A 16,587-nucleotide genomic window follows, 5' to 3' on the forward strand; every position below is an offset into this window, starting at 1 on the left:
GTCGCAACTATTGACGTGCCGTGGAGGCAGATGAAGCATGCACACCCAGAGAGCGCTCCCCCACCCCCACTTCGTTCATTTTCCGAACAAGGAGAGTCGCCCCCCATGTCCTCCTCCCCCACACAGTCCTCCGCTCCCGAGCCAACCGGGGTGCGGCGGCGCGCCGTCCTCGGGGCGGCCGCCGCGGCGCCCGTGCTGGCCGGACTGGCCGGCGCCGGGTCCGCTTCCGCGGCCTCCGCCGACCGCCCCCGCCGGCGCCCCCGAGCCCTCCCCGGCGGCGGCGACCTCGGGCCGAACGTCATCGTCTTCGACCCGTCCACCGCGAACATCCAGGGCAGACTGGACGAGATCTTCCGGCAGCAGGAGTCGGCGCAGTTCGGCACCGGGCGCTACGCCCTGCTGTTCAAGCCCGGCACGTACAACGGCCTCAACGCCCAGCTCGGCTTCTACACCTCCATCGCGGGTCTCGGCCTCTCCCCCGACGACACCACCATCAACGGCGACGTCACGGTCGACGCCGGCTGGTTCGACGGCAACGCCACCCAGAACTTCTGGCGCTCGGCGGAGAACCTCGCCCTGGTGCCGGTCAACGGCACCAACCGCTGGGCGGTCTCCCAGGCGGCCCCCTTCCGGCGGATGCACATACGCGGCGGCCTCAACCTCGCCCCCGACGGTTACGGCTGGGCGAGCGGTGGCTACATCGCCGACAGCCGGATCGACGGTCAGGTCGGCCCGTACTCGCAGCAGCAGTGGTACACCCGGGACAGCTCGGTCGGCGGATGGCTCAACGCCGTCTGGAACATGGTCTTCTCCGGCGTGGAGGGCGCGCCCGCGCAGAGCTTCCCCGACCCGCCGTACACCACCCTGGACACCACACCCGTCTCCCGTGAGAAGCCCTTCCTCTACCTGGACGGCGAGGAGTACCGCGTCTTCCTGCCGGAGAAGCGCACCGACGCCCGCGGCGTCTCCTGGGGCAACGGCACCCCGCGCGGCACCTCCCTGCCGCTGTCACGGTTCTACGTCGCCAGGCCCGGCGTCCCGGCGGCCACGCTCAACCAGGCGTTGGAGGAAGGACTCAACCTGCTGCTGACGCCGGGGATCTACCACCTCGACGGGACGGTCGAGGTGAAACGGGCGAACGCGGTGGTCCTGGGCCTGGGTTACGCCACGCTGATCCCCGACAACGGTGTCACGGCCCTGAAGGTGGCTGACGTGGACGGCGTACGGCTGGCCGGGTTCCTCGTCGACGCCGGTCCCGTCAACTCCACGACGCTGCTGGAGGTCGGCCCCCAGGGCGCGTCCAGGGACCACTCGGCCAACCCGACTACCGTCCAGGACGTGTTCATCCGGATCGGCGGGGCGGGCCCCGGCAAGGCCACCACCAGCATGGTGATCAACAGCAGGCACACCATCGTGGACCACACCTGGGTCTGGCGGGCCGACCACGGAGACGGGGTCGGCTGGGAGACCAACCGGGCCGACTACGGCGTCGTGGTGAACGGCGACGACGTGCTGGCCACCGGACTGTTCGTCGAGCACTTCAACAAGTACGACGTGCGGTGGAACGGCCAGCGGGGCCGCACCGTCTTCTTCCAGAACGAGAAGGCCTACGACGCCCCCGACCAGGCCGCCATCCAGAACGGCTCCGTCAAGGGCTACGCCGCCTACAAGGTCGGCGACCACGTCACCGAGCACGAGGGCTGGGGTCTGGGCAGCTACTGCTACTACAACGTGAACCCGTCCATCGTGCAGCACCACGGCTTCGCCGCGCCGAACCGGTCCGGCGTCCGCTTCCACGGGCTGCTGGTCGTGTCCCTGGGCGGCAACGGGCAGTACGAGTGCGTCATCAACGACACGGGTGCGCCCACCTCGGGGACGTCGACCGTGCCGTCGACGGTGGTGTCGTATCCCTGACCCGGAGCCGCACGTCTGACGCGCCTGATCCGGTGCCCCCGGCGCGGCACCGCACTTCTGGCCCGGCACGGTAGTTCCGGCCCGGCACCGTACCCCCGGCCCGACGCCGTACCCCCGGCGCAGCCCCGGGCCCCGGACCCGGCGCCGGTACGGGGCTGTCGCCTCTCGCGGCCGGTACGGGGCCGCCTCCTCGAACCTGCCGGTCGCAGGGGGCGGCCCGGCACGCTACCGCGCCGGCGTCGCGACGGCGGCGGGCGCCGGCGCGTAGCCGGTGGGCCGGGCCGTGAAGGTGCCGCGGCCCTGGGTGCGGCTGCGCAGCAGCGTCGCGTAGTCGCCGCCGGTGTGCCGCCTCCTCGCGCAGGGCGTCGGGCACCGGCCCCACCTCGGCCGTCTCCGCGCCGTCGGCCCACACCAGGGCGCGCATGCGGACCAGGTCGACGACGCCGGTGAAGCCGTCCTCGGCGCCGATCGGCAACTGCACGACCAGGGGTACCGGGTGCAGCCGCTCGCGGATCGAGGCGACGGCGCCGTCGAGGTCGGCGCCCGCGCGGTCCATCTTGTTGACGAACGCGATCCTCGGTACGCCGTGCCGGTCGGCCTGCCGCCACACCGACTCGCTCTGCGGTTCCACGCCGGCGACCGCGTCGAAGACGGCGACCGCGCCGTCCAGCACCCGCAGGGAGCGCTCGACCTCGTCGGCGAAGTCGACGTGCCCCGGGGTGTCGATGAGGTTGATCCGGTGACCGTCCCAGGAGCAAGTGACGGCCGCGGCGAAGATGGTGATGCCGCGATCGCGCTCCTGCGGATCGAAGTCGGTGACGGTCGTGCCGTCGTGGACCTCGCCCCGCTTGTGGGTGGTGCCGGTGGCGTAGAGGATCCGCTCGGTGACGGTGGTCTTGCCGGCGTCGACATGGGCGAGGATGCCCAGGTTGCGGACGGTGGTGAGGGGGTTGGTGTGGGTGCGCACGGCCCGTGGCCTTTCGCTGTCTGTGAACAGGGCGGCGCGATTCCCGGGACGAGGGCGGAGCGGCTCGACGGCCCACCGCGGGAGGGCGGGCGTGCCGGTGCGTCAGATGCTCGTCGCGGGCATCCGGTGCCGGCCGCGCAGCGGACACCGGACGGCCGAGGACACGAGGATCACCTCGTACCGGGACGGGGGAACGACGGCGGTGGTGCGGATACGCACGGCCCGGCTCCCCTCACTCGGTCTCGGTGTCGTGGTGAGTGTAGGGAGACGGCGAGGGACACCGCATGGGCTTTTCCACGGCACTGCGATGCCCGCACAACGCGAGATGCCGGCCGGGATGTCTCCCGACCGGCATCTCGCTTCTGCCCGATCTTGTGTCCGAGGGGGGACTTGAACCCCCACGCCCGATAAAGGGCACTAGCACCTCAAGCTAGCGCGTCTGCCATTCCGCCACCCGGACCAGGTGCCTGTCGCGGTGCGGAGGTGCTCCCCGCGGCGACATGGACAACCATACCAAGGTTTCGCAGCGCCTTTCACCTGCGTTTCCTTCCCCTGAGCGGCGGTCCGGGCCCGGCGGCCCCGCTGGTCCTAAGGTCGCACCATGAGTGACTGGATGGTTACCCAGACCCCGCTTCCGCGTCGTCGGCCGCGGGCGTTGTCGCCGCTCAGGGAGCATCTGCGGGACACGTTCTGGTTCGCGCCCACCGCGGCCATGGTGGGCGTCTTCGTGGTGTGGCTGGTGGCCCAGGAACTCGACGCCGCGCTCGTCCGGTCGCTGCGGGACGACGGGGACTTCGACACGCTGGCCGACCTGCTGAGGTTCGCCGACGACGCGAAGACGGTGGTGTCCGCGGTCGGCTCGGCGATGATGACGTTCATCGGTGTGGTGTTCAGCATCTCGCTGGTCGCCGTGCAGATGGCGAGCGGGCAGTTCACCCCGCGGGTGGTGCGGCTCTTCGTCCGCAGCCGGATCACCAAGGCGACCTTCGCGGTCTTTCTCGCCACCTTCGTCCTGACACTGCTGGTCCTGACCTCCTACGACAGCGGCGCCGACCCCCTCGTGGTCGCGTCGGCCCCCCTGGTGCAGTCGGTGCTCACGCTCGTCATGGTCGCGCTGAGCCTGCTGCTGTTCGTGATGTACGTGAACACGACGCTGCGGCTGATGCGGGTCAGTCATGTGATCGCCCGGATCGCCGCGGAGTCCTTCCGGGTGGCCGCGCTCATGCCCCTGCCGGCCCAGGACGGGCAGGCGCCCGCCCTGGGGCCGGTGACCGCGTGGGTGGCCCACGAGGGGCAGGCCGGCGTGCTGCGGGACGTACACATCGCGCGGCTGGTACGGGTGGCGCGCAAGCACGGGGTCGTGCTGCGGACGGTCCCGCGGACCGGTGACTTCCTGGTGCCCGGCACCCCCGTCCTGGCCGTGCACGGCGGGCAGGCTCCGCCGCGCCGGGCGCTGCGGTACGCCCTGTCCGTCGGGGTGGAGCGCACCTTCCACCAGGACCTGGCGTTCGGGCTCCGCCAGCTCTCCGACATCGCGCTGCGGGCCCTGTCGAGCGCGGTCAACGATCCGACGACCGCCGTGCAGGCCCTGGACCGCGTCGTGCAGATCCTGGCCACCCTGTCCCGGCGGCCGCTGGACGCCGTCGTGCACCGGGACCGGCGCGGGACGGTCCGGCTGGTGCAGCCCGTGCCGGGCTGGACCGAGCTGGTGGATCTCGGGTTCACCGAGATCCGGGCCTGCGCCGCCCGAACGCCGCAGGTCACGCGGCGCATGCTGGCCGGTCTCGACGATCTGCTGCTGCTCGCCCCGCCGGACCGGCGCGAGCCGCTGCTGCGCCACCGCGCGCTGCTGCGGCAGGCCGTCGAGCGGTCCGCGCCGAGCCCGGCGGACCGGGCCTTCGGCCTTCAGCCGGACCGGCAGGGCATCGGCTGACCCGCGGACCGTCCCGGGTGCCCGGTCCGCGGCACGGCCGTCACGGCATGAGGTGGTGGTCCGGGAAGTTCCCGGGCAGCCGCTCCCCCGCCGGCCCCCGTGTGACGGCGCGCACCAGCAGCTCACCGCCGACGAAGGCCCCGCGCCAGGACGCGCCGTGTCCGCCGAACAGCTCGTCGCGGTCACCGCGGGAGCGTGGCACGCCGTGGCCGACCTTGAACGCGCGGATCTGCGGCGCCAGCCTGTCGTACGTCGCCGGGTCGTCCGTGGACAGGGTGGCCACCAGCGCGCCGTTGGAGGCGTTCATGGCGGCCAGCAGCTCGGCCTCGGTGTCGACCAGGACGATGGTGTCGACCGGGCCGAAGGGTTCCGCGTGGTGCAGCGGCGAGGACCGGGGCGGGTTCAGCAGCGTGACCGGCTGGACGTAGGCCGAGGTGTCCTGGCCGGACAGGAACCGCGCGTCGGCCGCGCTGCCGCGGTGCAGGGGTACGGCGCCGCGGTCGACGGCCTCGGCGACCTGGTCCCGCAGTTCCTTGGCCTTGGCCGCGTTGATCACCGGTCCGAAGTCGAGCGCCGGGTACGGGTCGTCCGGTGCCTCGACGGCGAGCGGGTGTCCGACGCGCAGGGTGCGGACCGCCGGGAGGTACGCCGCGAGGAACGCGTCGAACAGCGTGCGCTGCACGACGAAGCGCGGGTATGCCGTGCAGCGCTGCTTGCCGTAGTCGAAGAGCTTCGGGATCACCGCGGTGAGCGCGTCCCAGTCCGTGAAGTTCCAGATGCCCCAGGTGTTGAGTCCTTCCTGTTCGAGGATGTGCCGCTTGCCCAGATCGGCGACGGCGGTGGCGACGGCGGCCCCGGTGTCGCGGCCGCCGACGAAGGAGACGCAGCCGATCTCGGGCGCCCGCACCAGCGCCTGGGACAGCTCGCCTCCGCTGCCGCTGACGAGGGTGACGGGAACCCCCTCGCGGGCGGCGAGCGCGCAGGCCAGGGTCAGGCAGGCGACGCCGCCGTCGGTCGGGGTCTTGGCGATGACCGCGTTGCCCGCCAGTGCCTGTACCAGCAATGCGTGAACGAGCACGCTCATCGGGTAGTTCCAGCTCGCGATGTTGGACACCGGCCCGTCCAGCGGGGCGCGGCCTTCGGTCATCTCGTCGATGCCGTCGACGTACCAGCGCACGCCGTCGACGGCCCGGTCGACGTCGGCCTGCGCGAGCCGCCAGGGCTTGCCGATCTCCCAGACGAGCAGCAGCGCGAGCAGTTCCCGGTGCTGGGCGAGGGCGTCGAGGGTGGCCGCGACGCGGGCGCGGCGTTCGGGCAGGGGGACATGACGCCAGGCGCGGTGCTGGTCGAGCGAGGCGCGTACGGCCCGGTGGGCCGTGACGCCGTCCAGCCTGGGCGGGCCGGTGATCGGGGTACCGTCGACGGGGCTGGTGGCGGGCAGGACACGGCCGTCCGCCCGCCAGCCGGCGTCCCAGAGGTTGAGGACACGCTCGTGCCGGAACGCCTCGGGGGCGACGGTCAGGCAGCGCTGCCAGGCGTCGGTCCAGGAGGTGCCGGACTTGAGGGTGAGGGCGGGCGAGGAGGACACCGTGGGTGTCATGCGGGGGCTCCGTTCCGTGCCGCGCCGCTGAGTACGGCGAGGACGTGCCGCGCGGCGTCGGTCGGCGTGCTTGCGACCGGTACTCCGGCCGCTTCCAGCGCGTCCTTCTTCGCCCGCGCCGTACCCGAGGACCCGGACACGATCGCGCCGGCGTGGCCCATGGTCCGGCCCTCGGGTGCCGTGAAGCCGGCGATGTAGCCCACGACCGGCTTGGTGACGTGGTCGCGGATGTGGGCCGCAGCGCGTTCCTCCGCGTCGCCGCCTATCTCGCCGATGAGGACGATCAGTTCGGTGTCGGGGTCGTCCTGGAAGGCGGCGAGGCAGTCGATGTGGCTGGTGCCGACGACCGGGTCGCCGCCGATGCCGACGCAGGTGGAGAAGCCGATGTCGCGGAGCTCGTGCATCAGTTGGTAGGTGAGGGTGCCGGACTTGGAGACCAGTCCGATGCGGCCGGGCTTGGTGATGTCGGGCGGGATGATGCCCGCGTTGGACTGGCCGGGGCTGATCAGGCCGGGGCAGTTGGGGCCGATGACCCGGGTACCCCTGCTCCTGGCGTACGCGGTGAAGGCGACGGAGTCGTGAACGGGGATGCCCTCGGTGATGACGACGGCGAGCCCGAGACCGGCGTCGGCGGCCTCGACGACCGCGCCCTTGGCGAAGGCGGGCGGTACGAACACGACGGTGACGTCCGCGCCGGTGCGCTCCATGCCCTCGCGCACCGAGCCGAAGACCGGCACCGCACGCTCGTCGAAGTGCACGGTGCGGCCCGGCTTGCGCGGGTTGACGCCGCCGACCACGTCGGTGCCGGCGGCCAGCATGCGGCGGGTGTGCTTCATGCCCTCGGCACCGGTCATGCCCTGGACGAGGACCTTGCTCTCCTTGGTGAGGTAGATCGCCATGTCGTCCTGTCTCCTTACGCCGCGGTGGCGAGTCGGGCGGCACGGCGGGCGGCGCCGTCCATGGTGGTGACCTGTTCGACGAGCGGATGCGCGCGTGCGTCGAGAAGGGCCCGGCCCCGGGCGGCGTTGTTGCCGTCGAGGCGTACGACGAGCGGTTTGGTCAGGCGGACCTCGTCCAGGGCGCCGACGATGCCGTCGGCGACCGCGTCGCAGGCTGTGATGCCGCCGAAGACGTTGACGAGGACGGACTTCACGGCGGGGTCGGAGAGGACGACCGAGAGCCCGTCGGCCATGACCCGGGCGGAGGCGCCGCCGCCGATGTCGAGGAAGTTGGCGGGCCGGGCACCGCAGCCGGCGACCACGTCGAGCGTCGACATGACCAGACCCGCGCCGTTGCCGATGACGCCCACCTCTCCGTCGAGCCTGACGTAGTTCAGGCCCTTGGCCGCGGCCCGCGCCTCCAGCGGGTCGGCGGACGCCGCCCGCTCGTCTCCCCAACGGGAGCGGCGGAAGCGGGCGTTGTCGTCGAGGGTGACCTTCCCGTCGAGGGCCACGATCCGGCCCTGGGCCGTCCTGACCAGCGGGTTGACCTCGACGAGCAGCGCGTCCTCGCGGACCAGCACCTTCCACAGCCGTACGAGCACGTCGACGGTCTGCGGGGGCAGGCCGGCGGCGTCCGCGATGCGTACCGCCATGGCCGTGTGCACGCCCACGGCCGGGTCGACCGGGATGCGCGCCACGGCCTCGGGCCGCTCGGCCGCGACCTGCTCGATCTCCGTGCCGCCCGCCGCGGACGCGATCGCGAGGAAGCGACCGGCCGAGCGGTCGAGGACGTAGGAGACGTAGAACTCGCGCTCGATGTCGACCGGTTCGGCAAGCATCACCGTGTCGACCGGGTGCCCCTTGATGTCCATGCCGAGGATCCGCCGTGCCGCCTCCTCGGCCGCGGCCGGGTCGGCGGCGAGCCGCACTCCGCCCGCCTTGCCGCGCCCGCCGGTCTTCACCTGCGCCTTGACGACGGCGCGTCCGCCGAGTGCGCGGGCTATCTCGCGGGCCCGTCCGGGCGAGTCGGTGACCTCGGCCCTCGGCACCACGATGCCGTGTTCCTCGAAGAGTTCCCTTGCCTGGTGTTCGTACAGGTCCATTCCGGCTCCTGACTGAAAGTGCCGCACGCCCCCTGGACACCACCCACCGGATGCGGGATAACAAGCTTCATACAGTATTCGTCGACTGTATGCAATGTACTGCGAGAGCGCCCCAACCCCTCGTGAAGGGACAGGACTTCGCCATGCCCGACGACACCCAGGACGTCATTTCCGGCGGACACCTCGTGGCCAAGGCACTCAAGGCCGAGGGGGTCGACCGCATCTACACGCTGTGCGGCGGCCACATCATCGACATCTACGACGGCTGCGTCGACGAGGGCATCGAGGTCGTCGACGTGCGCCACGAGCAGGTCGCCGCGCACGCCGCCGACGGTTACGCCCGCGTCACCGGCAAGCCCGGCTGCGCGGTGGTCACCGCGGGGCCCGGTACGACCGACGCCGTCACCGGAGTCGCCAACGCCTTCCGCGCCGAGTCGCCCATGCTGCTGATCGGCGGACAGGGCGCGCACACCCAGCACAAGATGGGGTCTCTCCAGGACCTGCCCCACGTGGACATGATGACGCCGATCACCAAGTTCGCGGCGACCGTGCCGGACACGGCACGGGCGGCCGACATGGTGTCGATGGCCTTCCGCGAGTGCTACCACGGCGCGCCGGGCCCCTCCTTCCTGGAGATCCCGCGCGACGTACTGGACGCCAGGGTGGCGGTGGACAAGGCGCGGGTCCCGAAGGCCGGGGCCTACCGCGCCTCGACCCGCTCGGGCGGTGACCCGGAATCGGTCGAGCACCTCGCCGACCTGCTGGTCCACGCGGAGAAGCCGGCCATCCTGCTGGGCAGCCAGGTGTGGACCACCCGCGCGACCGAGACGGCCGTCGAACTGGTCCGCACGCTGAACGTCCCGGCGTACATGAACGGCGCCGGACGCGGCACCCTCCCGCCCGGCGACCCGCACCACTTCCAGCTCTCACGCCGCTACGCCTTCTCGAACGCCGACGTCATCGTCATCGTCGGCACGCCCTTCGACTTTCGCATGGGCTACGGCAAGCGGCTGTCGCCGGACGCGACCGTCGTGCAGATCGACCTCGACTACCGCACCGTCGGCAAGAACCGCGACATCGACCTCGGGATCGTCGGCGACGCGGGACTCGTCCTGAAGTCGGTGACCGAGGCCGCCTCGGGACGGGTGAACGGCGGCGCGTCCAAACGCAAGGAGTGGCTCGACGAACTGCGCGCCGCCGAGCAGAGCGCCCTCGACAAGCGGCTGCCGCAGCTCAGGTCGGACGCCTCCCCCATCCACCCGTACCGGCTGGTCAGCGAGATCAACGACTTCCTCACCGAGGACTCGGTCTACATCGGCGACGGCGGCGACATCGTCACCTTCTCCGGGCAGGTCGTGCAGCCCAAGTCACCGGGCCACTGGATGGACCCGGGTCCGCTGGGCACACTCGGCGTCGGCGTCCCCTTCGTGCTGGCCGCCAAGCAGGCGCGGCCCGACAAGGAGGTCGTCGCCCTCTTCGGCGACGGCGCCTTCTCGCTCACCGGATGGGACTTCGAGACCCTGGTCCGCTACGACCTCCCCTTCATCGGCGTCGTCGGCAACAACTCCTCCATGAACCAGATCCGCTACGGCCAGGCCGCCAAGTACGGCAAGGAACGCGAGCGGGTCGGCAACACCCTCGGCGACGTGCCGTACGACCAGTTCGCGCGCATGCTCGGCGGCCACGGCGAGGAGGTCCGCGATCCCGCCGACATCGGCCCCGCGCTGCGCCGGGCCCGCGAGTCCGGCAAGCCGTCCCTGGTCAACGTCTGGGTCGACCCGGACGCGTACGCCCCCGGAACCATGAACCAGACGATGTACAAGTGAGGTGACCGCCCATGACAGCCAAGGCTCTTGAGGGCATCCGCGTCCTGGACATGACGCACGTCCAGTCGGGACCCTCGGCGACCCAGCTCCTCGCCTGGCTCGGCGCGGACGTCGTCAAACTGGAGGCGCCGAGCGGTGACATCACGCGCAAGCAGTTGCGTGATCTGCCGGACGTCGACTCCCTCTACTTCACGATGCTCAACTGCAACAAGCGGAGCATCACCCTCAACACCAAGACCGAGCGCGGCAAGGAGATCCTCACCGAGCTGATCCGGCGCTCGGACGTCATGGTCGAGAACTTCGGCCCGGGCGCGGTCGACCGGATGGGTTTCACCTGGGACCGCATCAGGGAGATCAATCCACGGATCGTCTACGCCTCCGTCAAGGGGTTCGGCGAGGGCCCGTACACCGCCTTCAAGGCGTACGAGGTCGTCGCGCAGGCCATGGGCGGATCGATGTCCACCACCGGCTTCGAGGACGGACCACCGCTGGCGACGGGGGCCCAGATCGGGGACTCGGGCACGGGCGTGCACGTCGTGGCGGGCATCCTCGCGGCGCTGTACCAGCGGGAGCACACCGGACGCGGTCAGCGGGTGAACGTGGCCATGCAGCACGCGGTGCTCAACCTCTGCCGGGTGAAGCTGCGCGACCAGCAGCGCCTGACCCGTGGTCCACTCGCCGAATATCCCAACGAGGACTTCGGCGACGAGGTTCCCAGGTCCGGGAACGCGTCCGGCGGCGGGCAGCCGGGCTGGGCGGTCAAGTGCGCGCCGGGCGGTCCGAACGACTACGTGTACGTCATCGTCCAGCCGGTCGGCTGGCAGCCGCTGAGCGAACTCATCGGCCGGCCCGAGCTCGCCGAGGACCCCGAGTGGGCGACGCCCCAGGCCCGGCTGCCGAAGCTGAACAAGATGTTCCAGCTCATCGAGGAGTGGTCGTCCACCCTCCCCAAGTGGGAGGTGCTGGAGCGGCTCAACGCGCACAACATCCCCTGCGGGCCGATCCTGTCCACCAAGGAGATCATCGAGGACCGGTCCCTGGTCGCCAACGAGATGGTGGTGACCGTCCCCCACCCCGAGCGCGGCGAGTTCGTGACCGTCGGCAGCCCGCTCAAGCTCTCCGACTCCCCTGTGGAGGTCATCAGTTCGCCGCTGCTCGGCGAGCACAACGAAGAGGTCTACGTCGGCGAGCTGGGCCTCGGCGACGAGGAGCTGCGCCTGCTCAAGTCGAACGGGGTGATCTGAGGTGACGACCGAGGACCGGGTGGCGCGGGTGCGCGGGCTCCTGGACTCCGTGCGGGCGAAGGGGCGCACCGCGCTGACCGCTCCCGAGGGCAAGGTGCTCGCCGACGCCTACGGGATCGCCGTGCCGCGCGAGGAGCTGGCGCGGGACGTCGACGAGGCGGTGGCGTGTGCGGCGCGCTTCGGCGGACCGGTCGTGATGAAGATCGTCTCCCCGGACATCCTGCACAAGACCGACGCCGGCGGAGTGGTCGTCGGGGTGGCGGGGGCGGCGGACGTACGGGCCGCGTTCTGCCGGATCGTCGACAACGCGCGTGCGTACGACGCGTCGGCGCGCGTCGAGGGTGTGCAGATACAGGAGCTGCTGCCGCGGGGGCAGGAGGTCATCGTCGGCGCGGTGACCGACCCGACGTTCGGGAAGGTGGTGGCGTTCGGGCTCGGCGGGGTGCTGGTCGAGGTTCTCAAGGACGTCACGTTCCGGCTCGCGCCCGTGGACGCCGACGAGGCACTGTCCATGCTGGACTCGATCCGGGCGGCCGAGGTGCTGCGCGGGGTGCGCGGGCAGGCCGGGGTGGACCGGTGGGCGGTGGCGGAGCAGATCCGCCGGGTCTCCGAACTCGTCGCGGACTTCCCGGAGATCGCCGAGGTGGACCTGAACCCGGTGATCGCCACGCCCGACGGGGCGGTCGCCGCCGACATCAGGGTGATCCTCGCGACCGAGACGCCCAAGCAGCGGCGCCGGTACACGCGCGAGGAGATCCTCACCTCGATGCGCCGGCTGATGCAGCCCTCGTCGGTCGCGGTGATCGGCGCCTCCGGTGAGCCGGGGAAGATCGGCAACTCGGTGATGCGCAACCTCGTCGACGGCGGCTTCGCGGGCGAGATCCATCCGGTGAACCCCAAGGCCGATGACATCTTGGGCCGCAAGGCGTACAAGAGGGTCACCGACGTTCCCGGTGAGGTGGATGTGGCGGTCTTCGCGATCCCCGCGCGGTTCGTGGCCGGGGCCCTGGAGGAGGTGGGGCGCAAGGGGATCCCCAACGCGGTACTGATCCCGTCCGGCTTCGCGGAGACCGGTGAGCACGCCCTCCAGGACGAGATCGTGGCGATCGCCGAACGGCACGGCGTCCGGCTGCTGGGCCCGAACATCTACGGCTACTACTCCACGTGGCAGGACCTGTGCGCCACGTTCTGCACGCCGTACGACGTCAAGGGCGGTGTCGCGCTGACGTCGCAGTCGGGCGGTATCGGGATGGCCATCCTGGGCTTCGCGCGGACCACTAAGACCGGTGTGTCGGCGATCGTCGGCCTCGGCAACAAGTCGGACCTGGACGAGGACGACCTGCTGACCTGGTTCGGCGAGGACCCGCACACCGAGTGCATCGCGATGCACCTGGAGGACCTCAAGGACGGGCGCGCGTTCGTCGAGGCCGCGCGGGCGACGGTGCCGAGGAAGCCGGTCGTGGTGCTGAAGGCGGGGCGGACCGCGGCGGGGGCGAAGGCCGCCGGCTCGCACACCGGGGCGCTCGCCGGGGACGACGCCGTGTACGACGACATCCTGCGGCAGGCCGGGGTCGTCCGGGCGCCCGGCCTGGGCGAGATGCTGGAGTACGCGCGCGCGTTGCCGGTGCTGCCCGCCCCCATTGGCGACAACGTGGTGATCATCACCGGGGCGGGCGGCAGCGGGGTGCTGCTCTCGGACGCGGTGACGGACAACGGGCTGTCGCTGATGGAGATTCCGCCGGACCTGGACACGGCGTTCCGGGCCTTCATCCCGCCGTTCGGGGCGGCGGGCAACCCGGTGGACATCACCGGGGGCGAGCCGCCGTCGACGTACGAGGCGACGATCCGGCTCGGTCTCGAGGATCCGCGCATCCACGCGTTGGTCCTCGGCTACTGGCACACCATCGTCACTCCCCCCATGGTGTTCGCCGAACTCACCGCGCGCGTGGTGGCCGAGTTCCGCGAGCGCGGCGTCGAGAAGCCCGTGGTGGCATCCCTCGCGGGCGACGTGGAGGTGGAGGAGGCCAGCCAGTACCTCTTCGAGCACGGGGTCGTGGCGTACCCGTACACCACCGAGAAGCCGGTGGCCGTACTCGGCGCGAAGTACCGCTGGGCGCGGGCGGCGGGGCTGTTGGGGGGCGGTTCATGAGCTGAGCGAGCACGGGACCGGCCGACGGTGCGCGTCGGCCGGCCCCAGGACCCGCGCGCGCACGAAAGGAAATGGACAGGGGGCGCTGGCCAGATCTTTCGAACGCTAGGGGTGCGAGACGACATGACAACGACCGACCTGCGGACCTCGGTTCCGTACCGAGAGGTGACCGACGCCAACGGACGCGTCTACCGCCTCGGTGAGACCGACATCGACATCATGGGCCGCAAACGCAAGTGGATGGTCATCCTGCCCTGGATCGGCATGATGGGCATCAGCTCGGCGGAGTACGCGTTCGCGTCCGCCGAGGACACCCTGCACACGGCCCATAGCTGGAGCAGCGCGCACATCTTCTGGATGCTCGGTGTCTGGGTCTTCTTCCAGGCCGCGGTGGCCTTCCCGGCGGGCAAGCTGCGGGAGAGCGGCAGGTTGCCGGCCCGCTGGGCGATGATGTGCGGCGCCGTCGGCACGCTGCTGGGATATCTCTCGCTCGCGTTCGCGCCGCATGTGATCGTCGCCTACATCGGGTTCGGCATGTTCAGCGGCATGGGTGCCGGCATGGTGTACGCGACCAGCGTGAACATGGTCGCCAAGTGGTATCCGGAGCGCAAGGGCGGCAAGACGGGCTTCGTCAACGGCGGATTCGCCTACGGGTCCGTGCCGTTCGTGTTCATCTTCACCGGCTACATGGACGGCACCAACTTCCGCTGGGTGCTGGTCTCGGTGGGTGTGTTCCTGGCGGGGGTCGTCGCGTTCGCCGGGTTCTTCTTCAAGGACCCGCCGAAGAACTGGTGGCCCGCGGATGTGGACCCGCTCAAGAAGCCCACCGACGCGCGCACCCGGCGCGCGCTGGAGAAGAACCCGCCCGCCGTGCACCAGTACACCCCCATGGAGGCGTGGCGGACCGGACGTGTGGCCCTGATGTGGTTCTGTCTGCTGTGCACCTCGGGCGTGAACATCTTCGGTATCGCCTTCCAGGTTCCGTTCGGTGACGAGGCCGGCTTCGCGGGCGGCATCGTGGCGACCGCGATGTCCCTGAAGGCCATCGTCAACGGCACGGGCCGCGGTGTCATCGGCTGGCTGTCCGACCGCTACGGCCGCAAGCAGTGCCTGATCTTCGTCTGCATGGTCCTCGGACTGTCGCAGTACGGCATCCTGCTCTCCGGCAACATGGGCAACCTGCCGCTGTTCCTGGTCTTCTCCTCGATCTCCGGTTTCGGCGGCGGCGCGATCTTCCCGATGTTCGCCGCGATGACCGCCGACTACTTCGGGGAGAACAACAACGCCACCAACTACGGGCTGGTGTACTCCTCGAAGCTGGTCTCCGGTCTGCTGGGCTCGGGCATGGGCGCGGTCGTGGTGGGCGCCTGGGACTACTCCGGGGCGTTCGTCCTGGCCGGGTCGATATCGATCTTCGCGGGCTTCGTGGCGCTGTTCCTGCACCCGCCGGGACGGCCTCGTGCCAAGCGCATCACGCCCAACCCGCAACCGCTCGGCGAGGAATCGGCATGACATGACGTTGCCGTGCGGCCAGGGGTGCCCGGGCGGCGGGCACGCCGGCGGCACGGCGGTACGGCGGCGGCCGTTCCCGCGAGGATGTCTCACGGGAACGGCCGCCGCCGCGCCGCCGTGCGGGACGGTCAGCGGCGCCGCTTGCGCAGGGCCGCCAGGTTGTCGTAGCTGATCTTGGCCTCGCGCAGCGACTGCGCGGGGTCGGTGGCGCTCGGGGAGTTGTCGTCCTCGATCATCGGGTTGTGGTAGTTCCGCTGCCCGACCCGCGAGAAGAACGTCGTGTAGTCGATGACGCCGGTCCCGAAGGGCACCATGTCGTAGCCCATGCCGTTGGTCGTGCTGACGACGCCGTCCTTGGCGTGGAACAGCGGGTAGCGCTTGTTGTTGCGGGCGACCAGGCCGGCCGGGTCGAAGACGTCCTTCCGGGTGGAACCGTCGTGGGCGGTGTAGGTGTGGAACTTGTACTGGGCGACGTGCGCCCAGAAGATGTCCATCTCCAGCCAGACGACCCTCGGGTCGGTGATCTTGAGGAAGTACTCCAGCTTCCGGATGCCGGAGCTGCGGGTCGGCCGCCCCTGGTCGTCCAGCGGGCCTCCGTCGAGCAGGAAGCCGTAGGCGCTGTCGTGGTTGTGGGTGTAGAGCTTGACGCCCTCCCGGCGGGCTATCGCGCCGAGGGCGTTCCACTTGTCGGCGGCCACGTCCCAGTCGTCGCGGTACGAGCTGCCGGTGGGGTCGCCACCGGTGCCCATGTGGTCCAGCCCGAGGATGTTGGCGATCTCCAGGTGCTTCTTGAAGGTGTCCTTGTCGGCCGTGGTCAGCGGCCAGGAGGACGGGATGAAGCCGTGGTTGCCCTGGGCGCGCAGACCGTACTCGTCGAGCCAGCAGCGCAGCAGCTTGGCGCCCTTGACCGATTCCAGGTCGGCGCCGCCGGGCGCGTTGGGGTGCTGGCGGTAGCCCGCGAACTCGACCTGGCGGTACCCGTGCCGGGCGAGCTGCTTGAACACCTCGCGGAAGCCGGAGGGCAGGTCGGTGGCGAGGGGGTCGCGGCCGGTGGCGTCACGGACGGTGTACAGGATGATGCCACGCTTGTCCGCCGGGACGAGGACGTGCCCGCCGTGGCCGTGGCCGTGGCCGTGGCCGTGGCCGTGGTCTCTCCCCCGGTCCTGGGCGAGGGCGGGGGCCGCGCCGAAGACGGGGGCGGCCGCCACGGCTCCGGCCGCGACGGCTGTGCAGGTGCTGAGGAAGCGGCGCCGGTCCACCCCGAGGGTGCGGCGCAGGCCTTCGCCCGGGCCGTCGACGGCCGGGTCCGAGGAGGCGTCGGTGCGGGCGGACGGGTCGGAGAACAGGGTCACGGGTGCCTGCCTTCTGGGTCGTGGCCTGCCCCGATGCGGCTGGGGC

At 71.0% G+C, this 16,587-nt stretch carries 10 protein-coding genes, 1 tRNA gene and 1 pseudogene; 6 read left to right on the plus strand and 6 right to left on the minus strand.

Annotated features, from left to right (window positions below):
- The first annotated feature begins 105 nt into the window (after window positions 1–105).
- Entirely contained in the window at window positions 106–1,914 is a 1,809-nt protein-coding gene (locus B1H29_RS06135; RefSeq protein WP_055419256.1) for a hypothetical protein, read from the plus strand.
- Between the two features lie 301 nt (window positions 1,915–2,215).
- Here the strand turns inward: B1H29_RS06135 and B1H29_RS06140 are convergent.
- Window positions 2,216–2,881 (minus strand): annotated as a pseudogene (locus tag B1H29_RS06140) (GTP-binding protein); the annotation flags it as partial.
- A 375-nt stretch (window positions 2,882–3,256) separates the two neighbouring features.
- Window positions 3,257–3,341: transfer RNA gene (locus B1H29_RS06145), tRNA-Leu, on the minus strand.
- A 141-nt stretch (window positions 3,342–3,482) separates the two neighbouring features.
- Between B1H29_RS06145 and B1H29_RS06150 the strand changes: the two genes are divergently transcribed.
- On the plus strand, window positions 3,483–4,814 hold the full coding sequence (locus tag B1H29_RS06150; protein ID WP_055419257.1) for a DUF2254 domain-containing protein: 1,332 nt from the start codon (window positions 3,483–3,485) through the stop codon (window positions 4,812–4,814).
- A gap of 40 nt (window positions 4,815–4,854) precedes the next feature.
- On the opposite strand, the gene B1H29_RS06155 is transcribed toward B1H29_RS06150, so the two are convergent.
- Genes B1H29_RS06155 through sucC form a run of 3 tightly spaced genes read right to left on the minus strand, consistent with a single transcriptional unit; the run spans window position 4,855 to window position 8,458 of the window.
- Window positions 4,855–6,414, minus strand: coding sequence for an aldehyde dehydrogenase family protein (locus tag B1H29_RS06155; protein ID WP_055419258.1), 1,560 nt, complete (start codon window positions 6,412–6,414; stop codon window positions 4,855–4,857).
- A complete protein-coding gene (sucD, locus tag B1H29_RS06160) occupies window positions 6,411–7,313 on the minus strand; it encodes a succinate--CoA ligase subunit alpha (protein ID WP_055419259.1) in 903 nt (300 codons plus the stop codon). The genes B1H29_RS06155 and sucD overlap by 4 nt, the downstream gene beginning before the upstream one ends.
- A gap of 14 nt (window positions 7,314–7,327) precedes the next feature.
- Window positions 7,328–8,458 (minus strand): ADP-forming succinate--CoA ligase subunit beta, encoded by a 1,131-nt coding sequence (sucC, locus tag B1H29_RS06165; protein ID WP_055419260.1) that lies wholly within the window; start codon window positions 8,456–8,458, stop codon window positions 7,328–7,330.
- 143 nt (window positions 8,459–8,601) lie between these two features.
- On the opposite strand from sucC, the gene B1H29_RS06170 reads away from it, so the two are divergent.
- The 4 genes from B1H29_RS06170 to B1H29_RS06185 all read left to right on the plus strand — a co-directional run bounded on the left by B1H29_RS06170 (window position 8,602) and on the right by B1H29_RS06185 (window position 15,189).
- The gene (locus B1H29_RS06170) at window positions 8,602–10,284 is read left to right on the plus strand and encodes a thiamine pyrophosphate-binding protein (RefSeq protein ID WP_055419930.1); all 1,683 of its coding nucleotides are present in this window, start codon (window positions 8,602–8,604) and stop codon (window positions 10,282–10,284) included.
- A gap of 11 nt (window positions 10,285–10,295) precedes the next feature.
- Window positions 10,296–11,528: a formyl-CoA transferase gene (frc, locus tag B1H29_RS06175; protein WP_055419261.1), complete on the plus strand. Its 1,233-nt coding sequence runs from the start codon at window positions 10,296–10,298 to the stop codon at window positions 11,526–11,528.
- Between the two features lies 1 nt (window position 11,529).
- Window positions 11,530–13,677 carry an acetate--CoA ligase family protein gene (locus B1H29_RS06180; RefSeq protein ID WP_055419262.1) on the plus strand — a complete coding sequence of 716 codons (2,148 nt, stop codon included), beginning with the start codon at window positions 11,530–11,532 and terminating at the stop codon, window positions 13,675–13,677.
- Between the two features lie 123 nt (window positions 13,678–13,800).
- On the plus strand, window positions 13,801–15,189 hold the full coding sequence (locus B1H29_RS06185) for an OFA family MFS transporter (protein WP_055419263.1): 1,389 nt from the start codon (window positions 13,801–13,803) through the stop codon (window positions 15,187–15,189).
- 128 nt (window positions 15,190–15,317) lie between these two features.
- Here B1H29_RS06185 and B1H29_RS06190 read toward each other — a convergent pair whose 3' ends face one another.
- Complete coding sequence (locus B1H29_RS06190) at window positions 15,318–16,541, minus strand: sugar phosphate isomerase/epimerase family protein (protein WP_055419264.1); 1,224 nt, start codon at window positions 16,539–16,541, stop codon at window positions 15,318–15,320.
- Window positions 16,542–16,587 lie beyond the last annotated feature (46 nt).

The sequence above is a fragment of the Streptomyces pactum genome (assembly GCF_002005225.1).
GTDB lineage: Bacteria > Actinomycetota > Actinomycetes > Streptomycetales > Streptomycetaceae > Streptomyces > Streptomyces pactum_A.